The 16,197-nt window shown below is 69.1% G+C and carries 16 protein-coding genes; 7 read left to right on the plus strand and 9 right to left on the minus strand.

Translation table 11 applies throughout. The features are described 5' to 3' along the window. Window positions 1-19 precede the first annotated feature (19 nt). Entirely contained in the window at window positions 20-1,465 is a 1,446-nt protein-coding gene (locus ACSQ3D_RS15050) for a DUF1501 domain-containing protein (RefSeq protein ID WP_056410129.1), read from the minus strand. Window positions 1,466-1,476: 11 nt separating this feature from the next. Continuing rightward, window positions 1,477-3,471, minus strand: a complete 1,995-nt coding sequence (locus ACSQ3D_RS15055) for a DUF1800 domain-containing protein (protein ID WP_436127439.1) — start codon at window positions 3,469-3,471, stop codon at window positions 1,477-1,479. Between the two features lie 420 nt (window positions 3,472-3,891). On the opposite strand from ACSQ3D_RS15055, the gene ACSQ3D_RS15060 reads away from it, so the two are divergent. From ACSQ3D_RS15060 to ACSQ3D_RS15075, 4 genes are all read left to right on the plus strand, one after another. Continuing rightward, the gene (locus ACSQ3D_RS15060; RefSeq protein WP_056410127.1) at window positions 3,892-4,110 is read left to right on the plus strand and encodes a CsbD family protein; all 219 of its coding nucleotides are present in this window, start codon (window positions 3,892-3,894) and stop codon (window positions 4,108-4,110) included. A 74-nt stretch (window positions 4,111-4,184) separates the two neighbouring features. After that, the gene (locus ACSQ3D_RS15065; RefSeq protein ID WP_056410125.1) at window positions 4,185-4,766 is read left to right on the plus strand and encodes a hypothetical protein; all 582 of its coding nucleotides are present in this window, start codon (window positions 4,185-4,187) and stop codon (window positions 4,764-4,766) included. 231 nt (window positions 4,767-4,997) lie between these two features. Next, complete coding sequence (locus ACSQ3D_RS15070; protein ID WP_436127440.1) at window positions 4,998-5,516, plus strand: hemerythrin domain-containing protein; 519 nt, start codon at window positions 4,998-5,000, stop codon at window positions 5,514-5,516. A 176-nt stretch (window positions 5,517-5,692) separates the two neighbouring features. Beyond that, the gene (locus tag ACSQ3D_RS15075; protein ID WP_436127441.1) at window positions 5,693-6,739 is read left to right on the plus strand and encodes a GGDEF domain-containing protein; all 1,047 of its coding nucleotides are present in this window, start codon (window positions 5,693-5,695) and stop codon (window positions 6,737-6,739) included. Window positions 6,740-6,828: 89 nt separating this feature from the next. Here ACSQ3D_RS15075 and ACSQ3D_RS15080 read toward each other — a convergent pair whose 3' ends face one another. Then, window positions 6,829-7,251, minus strand: coding sequence for a hypothetical protein (locus ACSQ3D_RS15080; RefSeq protein ID WP_436127442.1), 423 nt, complete (start codon window positions 7,249-7,251; stop codon window positions 6,829-6,831). After that, window positions 7,248-8,684, minus strand: a complete 1,437-nt coding sequence (gene creD, locus ACSQ3D_RS15085; protein WP_436127443.1) for a cell envelope integrity protein CreD — start codon at window positions 8,682-8,684, stop codon at window positions 7,248-7,250. Before creD ends, ACSQ3D_RS15080 begins: the two co-directional genes overlap by 4 nt. 229 nt (window positions 8,685-8,913) lie before the next feature. Here creD and ACSQ3D_RS15090 point away from each other — a divergent pair, with 229 nt between their 5' ends. Further along, a complete protein-coding gene (locus ACSQ3D_RS15090) occupies window positions 8,914-9,300 on the plus strand; it encodes a phosphopantetheine adenylyltransferase (protein WP_436127444.1) in 387 nt (128 codons plus the stop codon). On the opposite strand, the gene creC is transcribed toward ACSQ3D_RS15090, so the two are convergent. The 4 genes from creC to ACSQ3D_RS15110 form a co-directional block, all read right to left on the minus strand. Further along, window positions 9,297-10,775 carry a two-component system sensor histidine kinase CreC gene (gene creC / locus ACSQ3D_RS15095; protein ID WP_436127445.1) on the minus strand — a complete coding sequence of 493 codons (1,479 nt, stop codon included), beginning with the start codon at window positions 10,773-10,775 and terminating at the stop codon, window positions 9,297-9,299. The two genes, ACSQ3D_RS15090 and creC, sit on opposite strands and share 4 nt — an antisense overlap. A 145-nt stretch (window positions 10,776-10,920) precedes the next feature. Beyond that, complete coding sequence (locus ACSQ3D_RS15100; protein WP_436127446.1) at window positions 10,921-11,643, minus strand: winged helix-turn-helix domain-containing protein; 723 nt, start codon at window positions 11,641-11,643, stop codon at window positions 10,921-10,923. 3 nt (window positions 11,644-11,646) lie between these two features. Continuing rightward, window positions 11,647-12,282 (minus strand): MarC family protein, encoded by a 636-nt coding sequence (locus ACSQ3D_RS15105; RefSeq protein WP_218387395.1) that lies wholly within the window; start codon window positions 12,280-12,282, stop codon window positions 11,647-11,649. A 173-nt stretch (window positions 12,283-12,455) separates the two neighbouring features. Further along, window positions 12,456-13,211: an SDR family oxidoreductase gene (locus ACSQ3D_RS15110; RefSeq protein WP_436127447.1), complete on the minus strand. Its 756-nt coding sequence runs from the start codon at window positions 13,209-13,211 to the stop codon at window positions 12,456-12,458. 197 nt (window positions 13,212-13,408) lie between these two features. On the opposite strand from ACSQ3D_RS15110, the gene ACSQ3D_RS15115 reads away from it, so the two are divergent. Together ACSQ3D_RS15115 and ACSQ3D_RS15120 are read left to right on the plus strand one after the other, a co-directional pair. Further along, window positions 13,409-14,101, plus strand: a complete 693-nt coding sequence (locus ACSQ3D_RS15115) for a dienelactone hydrolase family protein (RefSeq protein WP_436127448.1) — start codon at window positions 13,409-13,411, stop codon at window positions 14,099-14,101. 218 nt (window positions 14,102-14,319) lie between these two features. Then, the gene (locus tag ACSQ3D_RS15120; RefSeq protein WP_436127456.1) at window positions 14,320-15,198 is read left to right on the plus strand and encodes an amidohydrolase; all 879 of its coding nucleotides are present in this window, start codon (window positions 14,320-14,322) and stop codon (window positions 15,196-15,198) included. A gap of 54 nt (window positions 15,199-15,252) precedes the next feature. Here the strand turns inward: ACSQ3D_RS15120 and ACSQ3D_RS15125 are convergent, their stop codons facing one another. Further along, window positions 15,253-16,038 (minus strand): DUF72 domain-containing protein, encoded by a 786-nt coding sequence (locus tag ACSQ3D_RS15125; RefSeq protein WP_436127449.1) that lies wholly within the window; start codon window positions 16,036-16,038, stop codon window positions 15,253-15,255. Window positions 16,039-16,197: the final 159 nt, after the last annotated feature.

Below are 16,197 nucleotides of genomic sequence, written 5' to 3' on the forward strand. Positions count from 1 at the left end.
CAGTCAGGCCCACCAATCTTCACACCATGAATCCCAGATTCGTCGGGTAGTCCGCCCCGCCAAAGTGGCTGAGGTTGGGCAGCACGCCCGGCAGCTCGGTATTGCTCACGCCGAACCAGCTGGCCAGCGTGGCCGCGTACTGGTCGACCGAGGTGCTGGGCAGCAGGCGGCCCTGGCCCACGTGCCACTGGTCGTTGGCGTCTGTCGTGTTGGTGATGCTGACCGGCGGCGCCTTGCCGTAGAAGGCCTTGCCCTTGACCGCACCGCCGACCATCAGGTGGTGGCTGCCCCAGCCGTGGTCCGATCCGTCGCCGTTGGAGCTGAGCGTGCGGCCGAAGTCCGACGCGGTGAACGCGGTCACCTTGTCGGCCAGGCCCAGCTCTGCCGTGGCGTTGTAGAACGCGGTCATGGCTTCGCTCACGCGCTGCATCAGCACGGGCTGCTGCGATATCAGGTTGTCGTGCAGGTCGAAGCCTCCCAGCGACACCATGAACACCTGCCGTTTGCTGCCCAGCGCGGTGCGCGCGCCGATCAGGCGGGCCACCATCTTGAGCTGGTCTGCGAGCGGGTTGTTGGTGGGGAACGCGGTGGTCAGGTTGACCCCGGCCAGTCCGGAGGTGATGGTGGCTTCGGCCCCCACGGCCCGGGCTGTGATGCGGTTGTATTCGTTCTCCAGCGCCTGGCCGCTGTTCTGCTGGATCAGCGAGGTCAGCGCCGAGCGCACGGCGGTGGAGCCATACACGTTGTTCTTCACGCCATTGATCGGAATGGCGCCGCCCGTGCTGACCTGGTATTGCAGCGCCGAGTCGCCCGACAGGAACACCGCATTGCCGGTGACGGAGATGCAGGTGAACAACGAGGTGCCGTTGGACGACAGCGCCAGGTCACCCAGGTTGCCGCCCCAGCCCACGGTGGAGCCTTCGGGCGAGGACGACTGCCACACCGATTGCTGGTCGTTGTGCGAGAACAGCTTGGGCGGCAGCGGGTACAGCGCGCGATTGCTGTTGTTGTACTGCGCGCGTGTGAGCGGCACCACCAGCGGCCCCACGTTCAGCTGCACGGCGGCCTTGCCGGTGTTGAACAGGTTGGTCAGGCCCGTCATCGCGGGGTGCAGCGCGTACTGCCGCCCACCGGCCAGCGGCGTGGTGGGCGCGAGCAGCGTGGGGGTGAGCGCGGACTTGGCCAGGGCGATGCCGCCCGCCGCCTGCCCGCCTGCGCCGCCGCGGATGGTGCTGTATTTGTTGTAGCTGTCGTCGTCGTAGGTGATGACGGTGTTGGCGTAGTCGTTGCCGCCGTACAGGAAGACGCAGACCAGCGCCTTGTAGTCGGTGGCGGTGAAGGCCGCGGCCTCGCCGACCGCGGCGAGGTTGAGCGCAAACGGCAGCGCGGTGCCCGCGATGCCCAGCTGGGCCGAGCGGCGCAGGAAGGCGCGGCGGGAATGGAGTTCGGGCTGGATGAATTGCATGGCGGCGCGCCTTACTTCTGGATCAGGTATTCGGCCGAGGCCATGACGAGGAAAATCGCGGCGGCCACGCGGTCGCGCTTGGCGTTGTCCGTGCTGGCCGCGGTCACCGCCGTGGCCTTGAGGGCGTCCGCAATCAGCTTCACGGTGCCGGCGGACAGCTGGCCGCCCGTCATCAGCAGGTTGACCCGCGCGACCAGCGCATCGGCATCGGCCACCATGGCCAGCTCGGTGGTGTAGGCCGCCTTGATGTCGTAGCCGTTGGTGGCGTTGCTGCCGCCGTTGGGCAGGTCTGGCGCATTGACGAAGATGCCGTTGCGGATCACGCCCTGCATGTAGTTGAGGTAGCCGCCCACGCTGCTCTCGTTGACCAGCTGGAACTCGGGCGCGACGGCACCGGCCGTGGCCAGCGCGGTGGAGGGGGGCACGTAGCCGGGCCGAAAGAAGTTGAACACCGAGGGTGAGCGCAGCGGGCTTTGCGCCAGGCGCGTGCCGGCCGAGCTCAGGTCGCCGATCTTCCAGCTGCCGTACTGCGACGAGATGCCGAAGGTACGGCCCCATTGCACGAAGCGCAGCATGGGTTCGCGCAGCCGTCCGAACATGGGGTCGGCAAGGCCCGCGGGGCTGCGCGCATCGTTGTCCAGCAGCACGGCCTTGATGACCGCGCGCATGTCGCCCCGCACGCCAGCGCCGTTGTTGTTGAAGGCGGCCGACACGCGGCTCACATAGCCGGGCGAGGGGTTGCTGGTGACCAGCCGCTGGATCAGCTGCTTGCCGATGAACGGCCCGACGTTGGGGTGGTTGAAGATGGTGTCGAGCGCCGTCTTGAGCGCCGCGGCGCCGGGCGTACCGGCGGCCACCGTGGTGCCCAGGAAGGTGGCCGCCAGCGTGGAATGCAGCGACGCATTGAGCGACATGGGCAGCCGCGTGAAATCCGTGCTGGGCACGGTGCGCGTGGTGCCGGGCACGGTGACCGGGCTGTTTTGCGACTGGTTGTAGTCGTAGCCGGTGAACACGCGCGCCAGGTTGGTGACGTCGCTTTGCGTGTAGCTCTCGACCACCTGGCCCGAGCCGTTGCGCTTGGCGGTGCCGTCCTGGTTCAGCTCCACGAGGCCGATGGACATCAACTGCAGGATTTCGCGGGCGTAGTTCTCGTCGGGCTGGCGTCCCGAGGCCGCGTTTTCCTTCTGGTTGCCACGGGTGTTGAGGTAGTAGCCCATGGCGGGGTTCAGCGTCACGTCTTCGAGCAACTGGCGGAAGTTGCCGAACGCATTGGCCACGAGCTGGTCCCAGTAGTGGGCCATGGCGTGGCTGCGCCAGTTGAAGTCCAGGCCCGAGAGCGACACCACGCAGATCTCCGACAGCGCGAGCGCGACCCGCTTGCGCAGGCCGTCGGTCGATGTCATGAGCTGCTGCCAGATCATCGCGTCGCCGGGGTAGGTGTTGTCGTAGTACGCGGTGGCGTTGTCCACCGCGTTGTAGCCGCGCTGGTTCAGCCAGTCCCAGCCCTTGGTGCCCACGGGCTGGCCGAACTGGTCGTTGACCCACGCGTCGTAGCTGCTGGCCCGCAGGCTGGCGATGTCGGTGGTGGAGGCGGAGAACTGCGCCTGCAGCAGAAAGCGCGCGGCCTCCTGGTCGGTGCGTGCCGTGGGGTAGGCCGAGGTGGCCGGCGCGGGCGGTGGGGGCGACGATGGCGTGGGCGCCGGTGTGGGCGCAGGCGCAGAGCCGGGCGCGGGTGTGGGAGCGGGTGCTGGCGCGGGACCGGTGGGCGCAGGTGCCGGGGGGGCGCCGGGCGCGGGCGTGGCCGGGGGGGCCGCGTTCTCGTTGGCGGCATCGCCACCGCCGCCGCAGGCCGCCAGTGCGACGCTGGCCATCAGTGCGGCGAGTGTGGCGTCCCGGGGCAGGGGCGCGGCCGGGCGTGGGGCGGGTGCGGCTATGGCAGCGCTGTGGGATTCCCGTGCAACCTCGGCGTCCGCTGCGGCGTGAGGCGCTTCTTTCATCTGTGTCATGGTGTTGTGCTGGTTGTTTTTCGCGAAGCACCTTCCCATGGAGCACACGCAGCACGCCTGAATCGGTGAAATGCTGCACGTCTGCTGAGGATGCCACGGCCCTGTAGCCAAGTGTATGGATTTGCAACTGGGAGCCTCCAGCGCTAAATCGTTATCAGTGACTACAAACAGTCACCAAATGAAACTGTTTCCACAGGGGCTCCGGTTTCGACTAGGTCCCAGCGTCGAGTCCCACACGCCCATCGTGCTGCGTGGCCCCTTGTCCGGCATGGCTGTAGTCCACCAGCCGACGCCGGCTTCCCCCCAATGCCTACGCGCCGCGGAGCGCCATGTTTTTACAGTGACTCCATCGCTGCAAGGCACCGTGAACCGCCATATCGGCGGAAGGCCACGGCGAATCAACCCTCTAGGAGGAAGACCATGAACGAAGACACCATCAAGGGCAACTGGAAGCAATTCAAGGGAAAGATGGTTGAGCAGTGGGGCAAGCTCACCAACGACGATTTCGATGTCATCGATGGCAAGCGCGAACAGTTCCTGGGCAAGGTCCAAGAGCGCCAGGGCATCGCCCGCGACGAGGCTGAAAAGCAGCTCAAGGACTGGCAGTCGCGCCACCCCGATTTCCGCTTCAACGACTGAAGCACCGGCTCTGCCGACCCTGATTCCCCTGACCCATACCAAATCACAGCAACGCTGATCGAGGAGAAAAACCCATGAAATTCGCACGTACCCTGATTGCCTCTGTCGCCGCTGGCCTGCTGGCCACTTCCGCCTTCGCGCTGACAGATGCCGAATACAAGACCGGCAAGGAACGCATCTCTGCCGACTACAAGGCCGCCAAGGCCCAATGCGACACGCTGAAGGCCAACGCCAAGGACATCTGCGTGAAGGAAGCCAAGGGCGCGGAAGACGTTGCCAAGGCTGAGCTCGACGCGCAGCACAAGCCCAGCCCCAAGGCCACCCGCAAAGTGGCTGAAGCACGCGGTGACGCTGCCTACAACGTCGCCAAGGAAAAGTGCGATGACCTGAAGGGCAACGAGAAGGATGTGTGCGTGAAGGATGCCAAGGCAGCCCACGTGAAGGCCAAGGAAGACGCCAAGGTTGCCGAAACCCAGGCCAAGCCTGCCGACAGCGCAGCTGAAAAGGGCGCAGCCGTGGCCGAAGCCAAGAAGGACGCCAACGCCGAGAAGAACGAAGCCAACTACAAGGCTGCCAAGGAGCGCTGCGATGCGCTGTCGGGCGACGCCAAGTCCAAGTGCGTGGACGACATGAAGCGCATGTACGGCAAGAGCTGATCATGCAGCCTGATCACGCAGCCCTGCGCTGCTGATCCTGTGACCATTGCGCCCATGGCCTGATGGTTGCCCAAGACAAATGCCCCGCCTCCGCGGGGCATATGTCTTGGGCGCAGCGCATGGGGTCGCTGCGTTGCATCTGACCTGCATCAACATGCGGCGGGCCCCGTGAAACTAAGCTCGTTCCCTTGTCTTTCACACAGTGCGCGCGGCGCAGCAAGGGAACACTCCATGGCTCAACTCGAATGGTCGGACGCGCTCGTCCTGGACCTCGACCTGATGGACGACACGCACCGGGAATTCGTCGACCTGCTGGCCGTGGTCGACCACGCCGACGATGCGCAGTTGCTCCCTGCCTGGGAGCGGCTCGTGGAGCACACCGAGCAGCACTTTGGCCAGGAAGACGCCTGGATGGCATCGACACGGTTTGCCTCGGGCAACTGCCACAGCATGCAGCACCGCGTGGTGCTGCAGGTGATGCGCGAAGGCGCAGCGCTCGCGCGGCAGGGCGACGAGAAGGTGCTGCGCGTGATGGCGAGCGAGCTGGCATTGTGGTTCCCGCAGCATGCCCAGAGCATGGACGCGGCGCTGGCCCTGCACCTGCGCCGGGTGGGGCTCGACCCTGCCACGGGCGTGGTCCATGCACCGCAGGCCTTGCCAGGTGAACTCATCCACGGCTGTGGCGGCGCCACCTGTTCGGACGCCTCCAGCCTGGGCGCAGTGCAGTCGGTGCAGGCCGCGTTGGCCTGACACCTGCGGCGACGTGGGGCTTGGCAGCGCTGTGCGGTGCTGTGCTGCGTGGCGGCCACGGTAGCGACGGCGTCATCCATGAAGGTGCGCACCCAGGCCGCCCCGCGGGTTCTTGCGCTGGGTCGCGCCGGCGGCGTATGGCATGCTGGCGGGGTGTTGTGCCACCGCCCCCTGCCATGGACACCCTCGCCTTCCCGGACCCCCTCATCGACGACGTGCAGCGTCTGCTGGCCCTGCAGCGCTACGCCATCCTGGATACGCCCATGGAGCCGGCCTACGATGAGCTGGCCGACATGGCGGGCCATGTCTGCGCCGCCCCGGTCGCGCTGGTGAGCTTCCTGGACCGCGAGCGCCAGTGGTTCAAGGCCGCGGTGGGCCTGGAAGTGCGCGAGACACCGCTGGACCAGTCCATCTGCCGCTACGCCGCACGCCAGACCGGCGTGTTCGTCGTGCCCGACCTGGCGCAGGATGCGCGCTTCGCGCACTTCGACATCGTGACGCAGGAGCCCCCCATGCGGTTCTATGCGGGCGCGCCCCTGGTCACCGCCGACGGCTATGTGCTGGGCACGGTGTGTGTGCTGGACTACGTGCCCCGCCTGCTGGCGCCGCGACTGCAGGAGCTGCTGCTGGCCATCGCGCGCCAGGTGATCCGGCTGCTGGAGCTCAAGCGCGCCAACGAGCGCCAGGGCCACATGCTGGTGGAGCTGGAAGAAGCCCGCCGCCAGATGGCCGTGCTCGCCCACACCGACGTGCTCACCGGGCTGGCCAACCGCCGCTCGTTCACCGACCGGCTGCGCCAGGAGCTGGCCCTGCTGCAGCGGGGTGGCGAGCCCGCCTGCCTGCTGATGCTGGATGTGGACCACTTCAAGCGCGTGAACGATGTGCATGGCCACCATGCCGGCGACATGGCACTGCAGCACGTGGCCACGCTGTGCCGCGAAGTCTTCCGCGCTGCCGACGTGGTGAGCCGCTGGGGCGGCGAGGAGTTTCTGGCGCTGCTGCCGGCCACGCAGGTGGAGCAGGCCCAGGCCGTGGCCCAGCGCCTGCACGCTGCGCTGGCGGCCCGGCCTGTGCCGGGCATCGAGCCCTCCCTGGTGCTGACGGCCAGCATGGGGCTGTCGCCGTTCGATCCGCAGCGCCCGCTGGACATCACGCTGCGCCACGTGGACGCAGCGATGTACACCGCCAAGCGCGAGGGGCGCAACCGCACGGTCGTGGCCTGACGCCGCGCGTTGCAATTTGCTATGTTTTTCATAGCTGATAGCGCTGTTGCAGAGCGCGGTAGAAGGCCTTGGGGACGGTGTGGCACGCCTCATCCCTCGCGCTGGCGCGGCAGCATCAGGATCGCCATCCGCCAGCACAGGTCGCGCAGCGCCCGGCGCATCGCGGGGGACCCGGCACTGGCCCGGTGGGTGTCGGCGGCCCCGCGAAACGCGGCTTGCAGAACCTCCTGCTTGGCGCTGCGCAGCGCGCTGCGGTCCTGCGACCGCACGGCGGCCATGAGCCGGTCGCGGTAGCGCTGCACGCGCTGCGCCTCTGCCATCGACAACGCGGTGCCCGGCTGCGCCACCGTGTCCTGCGGCAAGCCTTCGCGCACGCCCCGTGCGCCGTGCTCGCCGTGCTCGCCGTGCTCGCCGTGCTCGCCGTGCTCGCCGGGCTCGTGGCAGGCCGTGCCGGCCAGATGCCGCGCCCAGGCGTTGGCGGCCGGCGTGGGGGTTGCAGGTGCGGCGTTCATGGAGCCTCCGGGCGGACAGGCGCGGGGCGAGCCGCCGCTGGCGCCGGGCGCTGGGGCGGCGTGCCTTGCGACAGGCCGTACCAGTTGACCTTGCGCGTGAGCACCATCACCGCCGCCAGCACCAGGAACAGCGCGATCGCGCCCACGGCCAGAGCGGTCTGCTCCAGCTGCAGCAGCGCGTAGAGCAGCCCGTACAGCAGCGCAATGCCCGCGCCCAGCGGAATCCCGCGCGCCAGGCCGCCCAGCATGTGGCTGGCGTAGTAGGCGAGCAGCAGCACGCAGGCGCTGGCGGCCGCCGCATACGACACGCCAAACGGCAGATGCTCCGACAGGCTCACCAGCAGCAGGAAGAAGCTGCACAGCGCGCTGCCCACCAGCAGGTACTGCACCGGGTGCACGCGCAGCTTCTTCATCAGCTCGAACAGGCCCACGGCCACGAAGGTCAGCGCAATGAACAGCACGCCGTATTTGGTGGCGCGGTCGCTCAGCGAGTAGGGGTTCACCGGGTCGACGAACGCCACGTTGAAGCTGTCGGCGCAGTCGCGCGGCGTGGCGCCGCCGGGGGCATAGTCGCCCGGGCTGTCGTCGTAGCCGCCGATGCAGATGCGACTGCCTTTTTCGATGTCCGCCTGCGCTGTGGTGGCCAGCGACGACAGGCGCCACTGGGCCGAGAAGCCATCCTTTCGGACCTCGCGCTCCGACGGCAAAAATCGCCCGCCGAAGGAGGGGTGCGGCCAGCTGCTGGTCATCTGCACCTCGGTGTTGCCTCCCAGCGGGACGATGGCGATGCGCTCGGTGCCCACCAGTTCCAGGTCCATGCTGACCGACAGGCCCGGGGCCTGGCCGCGCACCGTCTCGGGCAGCACCGCATGCAGCCCGCGGCTGTAGGTGGGGTGGAAGGTGCCGGGCTTGAGCGCCAGCGTCTGTTCGCCCAGCGTGAGCTGCGCCGTGCGGATGCCGCGGGCATCGCCGACGGCCATCATGATGATCGGCGCGCCGCAGTGCATGCGCGAGTTCTTCTGGGTGGTCTGCGGTTGCAGGCCGGCCAGCGAGCCCCATTGCGCAGTGAGGTGCGCCTTCAGGTTGAAGGTGTTCACCTTGTGCAGGCCGCGCGCCCGCTCTTCCATGGCGGCGCCCGAACGCAGCTTGAGCTGCTCGGGCATGGCGGTCAGCAGGAACTCGCGGCGCTGCTCGACCACGCGGCGCTCGTCGCCCTTGCCGGTCTCCACGTCCCAGCTCTCCACGCAGGCGCTGTGGATCATGGGACCCATCAGCGTCTGCGGCCCGGCCAGGCTTTCGGCCACGCTCTGCGCGGTCAGGCTGCGGTAGCGCTGGCGGTCGCGCACCACGTCTTCGATCATGGAAAGGCCAAACAGCAGCAGCACGGTGATGGCCGCCAGCGCTGCCAGTTTGGTAAAGAGTGGGTGTTTCAAGGAGTCCTCCGCAAGTGATGTGCAGGCAGTGTTGGCCGCGGGCGTGAGGTGTCGATGAAGTTTGTGAAGCGGGTGTGAAGTGACGAGCGCCACGCACTCCGCAGGTCGCGGGTCGCGGGTCGCAGGCTGACCAGTGCGGCGGCGCGGCGCCCGTTACCTGCGAGGTCATCGACGGCCGGCGCGTGCAGGGCTACAAACAGGCTTTCCGTCCATCAAGAAAGGTGAGCGCATGCGCTGGATCGTCTCGGGGGTTCTCGTGCTGGTGGCCGTGGTCCATGCCCTGCCGCTGGCCGGGGTGCTGGGGGCCGGCAAGCTGTTGCAGCTGTACGGCGTGCCGGTGCAGGACCCGGGCCTGGAACTGCTGCTGCGGCACCGTGCGGTGCTCTTCGGCCTGCTGGCCGCGCTGCTGGGCTATGCGGCCTTGCACCCGCCGCTGCACCGCGCCGCGCTGGTCGCGGGCCTGGTGAGCGTGGCGTCGTTTCTGTGGCTGTGGTGGTCGACGGGCACCACCAACGCGGCGCTGGCCAGGGTGGCGCAGGTCGATGGGGTGGCGCTGGCGCTGCTGGTGGTGGGCGCGGTGGCACACCTCAGGGCAGGCGCTGCAGCCGCGCCCTAGCCCAGGCCGTGCGGTGCGCGGGGCGCAAACTCCAGCGCCACCCGCAAGCCCGGCGCCGTGTTGCCCACCACCATCTGCCCGCCATGCAGCGCCATCACGCGCCGCACGATGGCCAGGCCCAGGCCCGAGCCGCTGCGCTCGCCGCCGGGCCGTGCCGTGGTGAAGAATCGCTCGCCCAGGCGCGGCAGCGCGTAGTCGGGCACGCCGGGGCCCGTGTCCTGCACGGCCACGGTGCTGCCCTGCAGCGCCACCTGCACCGTGCTGCCCTCGGGCGCGAAATCGATGGCGTTGTCCAGCAGGTTGGTCAGCGCCAGGGTGACCAGCTCGGCCTCCCACGGGCCGCTGCCGCCTGTGCCTGCGAGGGCCAGGGTGATGCCGCGCTGCGCCGCGCGGCCGCGGGTCTGGCCGATGGCGGCTTCGGCGCAGGCCTGCAGCGCCACGGGGGCGCGGCCTTCGGCGTGGTGGCGCTGCTCCAGCTTGGACAGCTCCAGCAGCCGGTCGATGATGCGCTGCAGGCGCTCGCTTTGCTGCACCACCTGGGTGGCAAATTCGGCCCGGTCGGCGGCGGGCAGCTCGTCCTGCAGCAGCTCGCCCGCGCCGCGGATGGCGGCCACGGGGCTCTTGAGCTCGTGCGTCAGGGCGCGCACGTAGCCCTCGATGTAGTCGCGCCCCTCCAGCCGGGCGCGCATGCGGTCCATCGCACGGGCCAGGTCGCCCAGTTCACCGGGCACCTGCGGCACGGCCAGGGCGGCGGTGGGCGGCGCATCTGCGTCGTGGTGCTCGCCGTCGGCGGGTCCCTGCACGCTCAATGCATAGTCGCGCAGGCGGCGCACGTTCCACACCATCCACAGCGTCACCGCCACGCCCACGGCGGCCGACAGCGCGAGCAGCAGCAGACCGCCCATGAACACCTTGCGCTCCGCGCGGTCGATGAAGCGCTGCACGGTGCGCGTGGGCTTGGCCACCGTGAGCACCCCGGCGATCTCGCCCTTCACGTAGATCGGTGCTGCCACATGCATCACGCCCGTGGTGTCATCGGTTTCCACATCGCGCGTGGAGCGCGCACCGTACTCGCCGCGCAGCGTGCGCGACACATCGCGCCACTGCGAATAGTCCGCGCCCACAGCCCGGTTCTCCGAGTCAAACAGCACGCGCCCCTGCCGGTCGGTCACGTAGATGCGGTAGTCCAGCGACTGCTTGGCAAACCCCCAGATCGCCGCATCCACCGGCCGGCTCGCGTAACGGCGCACGTTCTGCGCAAACGGGCTGGCCTGCCCGCTACCGTCCGCCAGCCGCCCGGCCGCCAGGTCTTCACTGGCCAGTTCCGCGAGGATGTTGGCCGTGTCCACCATCATGTCCTCCATCACCTCGCGCACGCTCGGCTTGATCTCGGCCATGAACACGCGCAGCACGAAGAACGCGGCGATGCCGTTGATCAAAAAGAACGCGAACAGCAGCCGAATCCCCAGGCGCATAGCTAGCCCCCCGCCACGCGCACACGCGCCGAAACAGGCGAGGCGCAAGCCAGCGCCACCGTGGAACCGGCTCCGCCGGGCCACGGGTGGCGTCCCCCTCCGGGCGAAGGCGCGCAGCGACTCAGGGGGGCTTCAGACATCGGCTTCATACATCCAGGCAATACCCCATGCCCCGGTGCGTGCTGATGTACTCCTTCGCCGCGTCCACGTCGCGCAGCTTGGCGCGCAGGGTCTTGATGTGCGTGTCCACCGTGCGGTCGGTGCTGTCGCTGTCGTCGCCCCAGGCGGCGGCCAGCAGGGCCTCGCGCGAATGGATGCGGCCTGCGCCGCGCAACAGGTGGGCCAGCAGGCGGTACTCGCGCCGGGTGAGCGGCAGCGGCTGGCCACGCAGGCTGATGCGCTGGCCGGCCTCGTCGTCGTGAAAGAGGCTGCGGGCGCTGCCCGGGGCTGGTGGCGGGGCGGCTGCACCGGCTACACCACCAGCGCCGGTGCGGGCACCCGCGCGGCGCAGCAGCGCCTTCACGCGGGCCGCCAACTCGCGCGGGCTGAAGGGCTTGGCTAGGTAGTCGTCCGCACCCAGCTCCAGGCCCAGCACGCGGTCGATCTCTTCGCCGTGCGCACTGAGCATCAGCACGGGCAGGGTGGATGTTCGCTCTGCATGGCGCAGCTCGCGCAGCAGGTCGAGCCCGCTGCCGTCGGGCAGGCCCACGTCCAGCACCAGCAGGTCGAAGTGCGCCGCGCGGATCTGGCGGCGGGCATCGTCCACCAGCAGGCTGTGCGTCACGGCCAGGCCGTCGCGCTCCAGGGCATAGGCGACGGTGCGGGCGATGGCGGGGTCGTCTTCGAGCAGCAGCAGGCGGGCGGACATGGCTCAGCGGGCGATCAACACCGGAAAGATCTTGCCCAGACCGTCGGCCATCACTTCCACCGCCAGCGCGGCCAGGATCAGCCCCATGAGCCGGGTCATCACGTTGATGCCGGTCTTGCCCAGCACGCGGGCGATGGGGTCGGCCAGCGCGAAGCACACCGCGGTGGCCAGGGCGATGACGACGCCGTAGCCCACCAGTGCCAGGGTTTGCCAGATGCCCTGGGCGCGGTCGGCGTAGATCACCACCGTGGACATGCTGGCCGGGCCGGTCAGCAGTGGGATGGTGAGCGGCACCACGGCGATGGAGCTGCCCGCCGCGGCCTTCTCGGCCCCTTCTTCATACTCGTTGGTGCTGGGCTTGGCCTCGGCCGGCTGGGCATTGAGCATGTTCATCGCGCTGATGAGCAGCAGCATGCCGCCGCCCACCTGAAAGCTCTGCAGCGAGATGTTGAAGAAATCGAGGATCTGCAGGCCCAGCAGCGCGCAGGCGGCGATCACGCAGAACACGCTGAAGCTGGCCACCTGGATGGTGCGCCGCCGCTGCGGGTATGAAAACCCCTGCGTGTAGTGGATGAAGAACGGGACGATGGCCAGCGGGTTCACGATGGCCAGCAGGGTGATGAGGGGCTTGAGGTCCATCAGGGCGCTCCGAAGGGCAAAGGAAAAGGGCAGGGCGGTTCGTCGGGGGGCGGCGCGGGCGGCACAACGGCGTTGCGGACCCCCGGCTGTGCGCGAGTATGCGGTGTTTTCGTGCGGATTTGCCCCGCGCGCATGCTGCGCTGCAGCGGACCCGCGCCGGGCCCAGGCAGCGGTCAGCGCCCGCCCGACACATCCATCAGCGTGGCCGTGGTGTAGCTGGCCCCCGGCGACATCAGCCACACGATGGCCTCGGCCACCTCGTCGGCGGTGCCGCCGCGCTGCATGGGCACCTGGTGCGACAGGTCGCGCACCCGGTCGGGCAGGCCGCCGCTGGCGTGGATGTCGGTCTCGATCAGGCCGGGGCGCACGGCATTCACGCGGATGCCGTCGGCGGCCACCTCGCGCGCCAGGCCCAGGGTCATGCTGTCGATGGCGCCCTTGGCTGCGGCGTAGTCCACGTACTGGCCGGCCGCGCCCAGGCGCGATGCGGCGCTCGACACGTTGACGATGCTGCCGCCCGCGCCGCCGTGCTTCGTACCCATGCGCAGCACGGCCTCGCGCGCGCAGATGAAGCTTCCGATCACGTTGATGTCGAACATGCGCCTCCAGCGCGCCACGCTCATCGCCTCCACGCGGGACGGCACGTCCACCACGCCGGCGTTGTTCACCAGCGCCGACAGGCGCCCCAGTTGTTCATCGACCGTGCGGAACATCGCCAGCACCTGCGCTTCGTCGGCCACGTCGGCCTGCACGGCGATGGCGGTGCCGCCCGCGGCGGCGATGGACGCGACCACGGTCTGGGCGGCCTGCGCATCGCGGGTGTAGTTGACGGCCACGGCCCAGCCCTGGCGGGCCGCCAAGCGCGCGGTGGCCGCGCCGATGCCCCGCGAGCCTCCGGTGATGAGTGCTACTTGGTGGGTGTCGTTCACGGCGGGGCCTCCTGAAGAAAATGGCCCGCATTTGAACAGAGGACCGCGCTCCGTCCAGAATGTCGCTTTCGCCAGGCACACGGGGTGCTTGCAGAAGGGCTGGCAGGCTGTGGTCGCCGTGCCGCAGCCCTGGCGCCGTTGTCAGCCTCCGTCCGTGCGCCTTATCCCGCCAATCAACGCTACAAGGAGTCCATACCATGGGTCAATTCGTCAATCTCACGTCCAGCGATGGGGTCGTGGTGCCCGCCTGGGTCGCGCAGCCCGATGTCGCGCCGTGCGGTGCCGTGGTGGTGCTGCAGGAAATCTTCGGCGTGAATTCGCACATCCGCGCCGTGGCCGACCGCTTTGCCGCGCGCGGCTACCTGGCGGTGGCCCCGGCCACCTTCCACCGTGTGCAGCCAGATGTCGAACTGGGCTACACCGGCGACGACATGCAGGCCGGCATGGGCCTCAAGGCGGCGGTCGAGGCGCTGCCCGCCCCGGGCGTGATGCCCGACATCCAGGCCGCCATCGACTACGCCGCCGCGCAGAGCGGGCGCAAGGTCGGTATCGTCGGCTTTTGCTGGGGCGGCCTGCTGACCTGGCGCGCGGCCTGCACGCTGACCGGCCTGTCGGCCGCCGTGCCGTACTACGGCGGCGGCATGACATCGGCCGACGAAGCGGCCCGCGTGCCGAAGGTGCCGGTGCTGGCGCATTTTGGCCAGCGCGACCACTACATCCCGGTGGACAGCGTGCAGGCGTTTGCCCGTGCCCACCCCGAGGTCGAGGTGCATTTGTACGAGGCCGACCACGGCTTCAACTGCGACCAGCGCGGCAGCTACGACGAGGCCTCTGCCATGCTGGCGCGCGACCGCACGCTGGCGTTCTTCGACAAGCATCTGATGGCTTGACCCCCCTGAGTCGCCTGCGGCGCCTTCCCCCCCGGGGGACGACGCCCTCGCTGCGGGGCGGCCCTTGCTTGTCGTCACTCGCCCGGCCGCGCCCTCCGCGGGCGCCGGGTGTCGCGATGACTGCTCAATGTTTGGAGGTTGGCATGGCGAATACGACGCGTATCCAGGTTTTGAAGCATTTTTGGCCGCTACCGCTTGCCTGTAAAGCGCTGGCAGCTATCGGTTTGATAGCGTTAGGATTCCAGGCCCATGCCGCCGACTACGGCGGCCCGCTGTTCGACGCCCACCTGCACTACAACGAGGAGGCGTGGGACGGCAAGACCGGCCCGCACCCGCCCGCCGATGTGCTGGGGCGCATGCACAAAAGCGGCGTGCGCGCCATCGTTGCCAACTCGCGGCCCAACACCGGCTCGCTCACGCTGGCGGGCCTGCCGCAAACGCGCGAGGCGGGCGTGGCCGTGGTGCCGTTCGTGCGGCTGTACCGCAACCGGGCGGACTACACCGGCTGGTTTGCCGACGAAAGCATCTACACCATGGTGCAGACCGAGTTGGCGCGCGGCACGCCCGCCGGGCCCTACCGCGGCATCGGCGAGTTCCACCTGTACGACAGCGCCAACGCGGACGGACCGGTCGCCAAGAAGCTCATGGCGCTGTCCGAGGAGCGCGACCTGGTGGTGCTGGCCCACGTGGACGACGTGGCCATCGATTTGCTGATGGCCAACACACCCTCCAAGGGCCGCAAGCTGCGCCTCATCTGGGCGCACACCGGCATCGGCGGCGCGCCGGTGGACCGCGTGGACGCGCTGTTCGCGCGCTACCCCGGCCTGGTGGGCGAGCTGTCGTACCGCCCGGGCCTGGTGTGCGACGACAACCAGCTGTGCCCTGCCTGGCGCACGCTGCTGCTCAAGTACCCCACGCGCTTCGTGATCGGCTCGGACACCTGGGTCAACCAGCGCTGGCAGCACTACGAAAGCCTGATGGCGGGCTACCGCACCTGGCTGGGCGGCTTGCCTGCCGACGTGGCGCGCAAGGTGGCGTGGGACAACGCGGCGGGGCTGTTCGGCACGCCGGCACCGGCGCCGGGGGCGGCGCGCTGACCCGCGGAGGGCGATGGGCGATGGGCCTGGGGCTGTAGGGAGGCCCGGGCGCCCTCAGCCCCGCAGCGCAGGGTGCTGCTGCAGGTCCAGCGCGTTGCCGGTCGCAGCGCCGCTGGCCGTGTTGTCGAAGATGCACCACACACTGCGCGCTTCGTGCGTGGCGGCCTGGATGCGCCGGGCCAGCGCTCCGATCAGCGCGGGCTCGTAGGCGGAGTAATAAGTGCGTGGCGAGCCATGCAGCCGGCAGTACACCAGCCCGTGCCAGCCGCCCGGCATCGTGCCCGCACCGTGCAGCACCGGGTCGGCCAGTACGCGTGCGGCCTGCCAGTGGGCCAGCAGTGCGTCGCCTTCGGCGGTGAACCAGCTGGCGTGGCGCGGTTCCACGGCGATGCCGATCTCGCTGTCCAGCCGCCGCAGGCTGCGAAAGAACGCCTCGGCCACCGGCGCGTCGAATGTGAGGCTGGGCGGCAATTGCACCAGCAGGCAGGCCAGGCGCTCGCCCAGGCCGCGGGCCTGTTCCAGAAACGTTTGCTGCAGTGCCTCGGTGTCCATCAGCCGCGCGTCGTGCGTGATGCTGCGCGGCAGCTTCACGCTGAACTGGAACGTGGGTGGTGTGGCCGCAGCCCAGCGCTCGTAGGTGCTGCGCTGGTGGGGCCGGTAGAACGAAGAGTTGATTTCCACGGCCGTCAATTGCCGGGCGTAGCGCATGAGGTGCGACTCCGCCGGGTCCGCAGCGGGAAAGCGGTGCTGGCTCTCGCGCGGCAAGCTCCAGCTGGCGGTGCCGATGCGCACGGGTGCTGGCGCTGGCGCAGCAACGGGGCCGGCGGCTGGTGCATTCATCTGCGAACTCCTGGGGGTGGTGCAGACACCATGCTGGCCCTGCCGCGGCTGCGCGCGGGTAGGAAATAACCGCCGCGTGCATGACAGTTATTGCTTGCGCCAGAACAACGACCGATGGAATGAGGGCTGCGGGCCACGGGCGGCAACCGGCTCGATAGC

The sequence above is a fragment of the Acidovorax sp. LjRoot117 genome, from assembly GCF_964252695.1.
Classification (GTDB): Bacteria; Pseudomonadota; Gammaproteobacteria; order Burkholderiales; family Burkholderiaceae_C; genus Acidovorax.

Excerpts from the sequence above, each read along its gene's own strand:
- ACSQ3D_RS15075 (WP_436127441.1), top strand. The coding sequence starts at position 5,693 with ATGGACACCCTCGCCTTCCCGGACCCCCTCATCGACGACGTGCAGCGT.
- ACSQ3D_RS15115 (WP_436127448.1), top strand. The coding sequence starts at position 13,409 with ATGGGTCAATTCGTCAATCTCACGTCCAGCGATGGGGTCGTGGTGCCC.
- ACSQ3D_RS15105 (WP_218387395.1), bottom strand. The coding sequence starts at position 12,282 with ATGGACCTCAAGCCCCTCATCACCCTGCTGGCCATCGTGAACCCGCTG.
- ACSQ3D_RS15070 (WP_436127440.1), top strand. The coding sequence starts at position 4,998 with ATGGCTCAACTCGAATGGTCGGACGCGCTCGTCCTGGACCTCGACCTG.
- creC (WP_436127445.1), bottom strand. The coding sequence starts at position 10,775 with ATGCGCCTGGGGATTCGGCTGCTGTTCGCGTTCTTTTTGATCAACGGC.
- ACSQ3D_RS15080 (WP_436127442.1), bottom strand. The coding sequence starts at position 7,251 with ATGAACGCCGCACCTGCAACCCCCACGCCGGCCGCCAACGCCTGGGCG.
- ACSQ3D_RS15055 (WP_436127439.1), bottom strand. The coding sequence starts at position 3,471 with ATGACACAGATGAAAGAAGCGCCTCACGCCGCAGCGGACGCCGAGGTT.
- ACSQ3D_RS15125 (WP_436127449.1), bottom strand. The coding sequence starts at position 16,038 with ATGAATGCACCAGCCGCCGGCCCCGTTGCTGCGCCAGCGCCAGCACCC.
- ACSQ3D_RS15100 (WP_436127446.1), bottom strand. The coding sequence starts at position 11,643 with ATGTCCGCCCGCCTGCTGCTGCTCGAAGACGACCCCGCCATCGCCCGC.
- ACSQ3D_RS15050 (WP_056410129.1), bottom strand. The coding sequence starts at position 1,465 with ATGCAATTCATCCAGCCCGAACTCCATTCCCGCCGCGCCTTCCTGCGC.
- ACSQ3D_RS15060 (WP_056410127.1), top strand. The coding sequence starts at position 3,892 with ATGAACGAAGACACCATCAAGGGCAACTGGAAGCAATTCAAGGGAAAG.
- ACSQ3D_RS15090 (WP_436127444.1), top strand. The coding sequence starts at position 8,914 with ATGCGCTGGATCGTCTCGGGGGTTCTCGTGCTGGTGGCCGTGGTCCAT.
- ACSQ3D_RS15065 (WP_056410125.1), top strand. The coding sequence starts at position 4,185 with ATGAAATTCGCACGTACCCTGATTGCCTCTGTCGCCGCTGGCCTGCTG.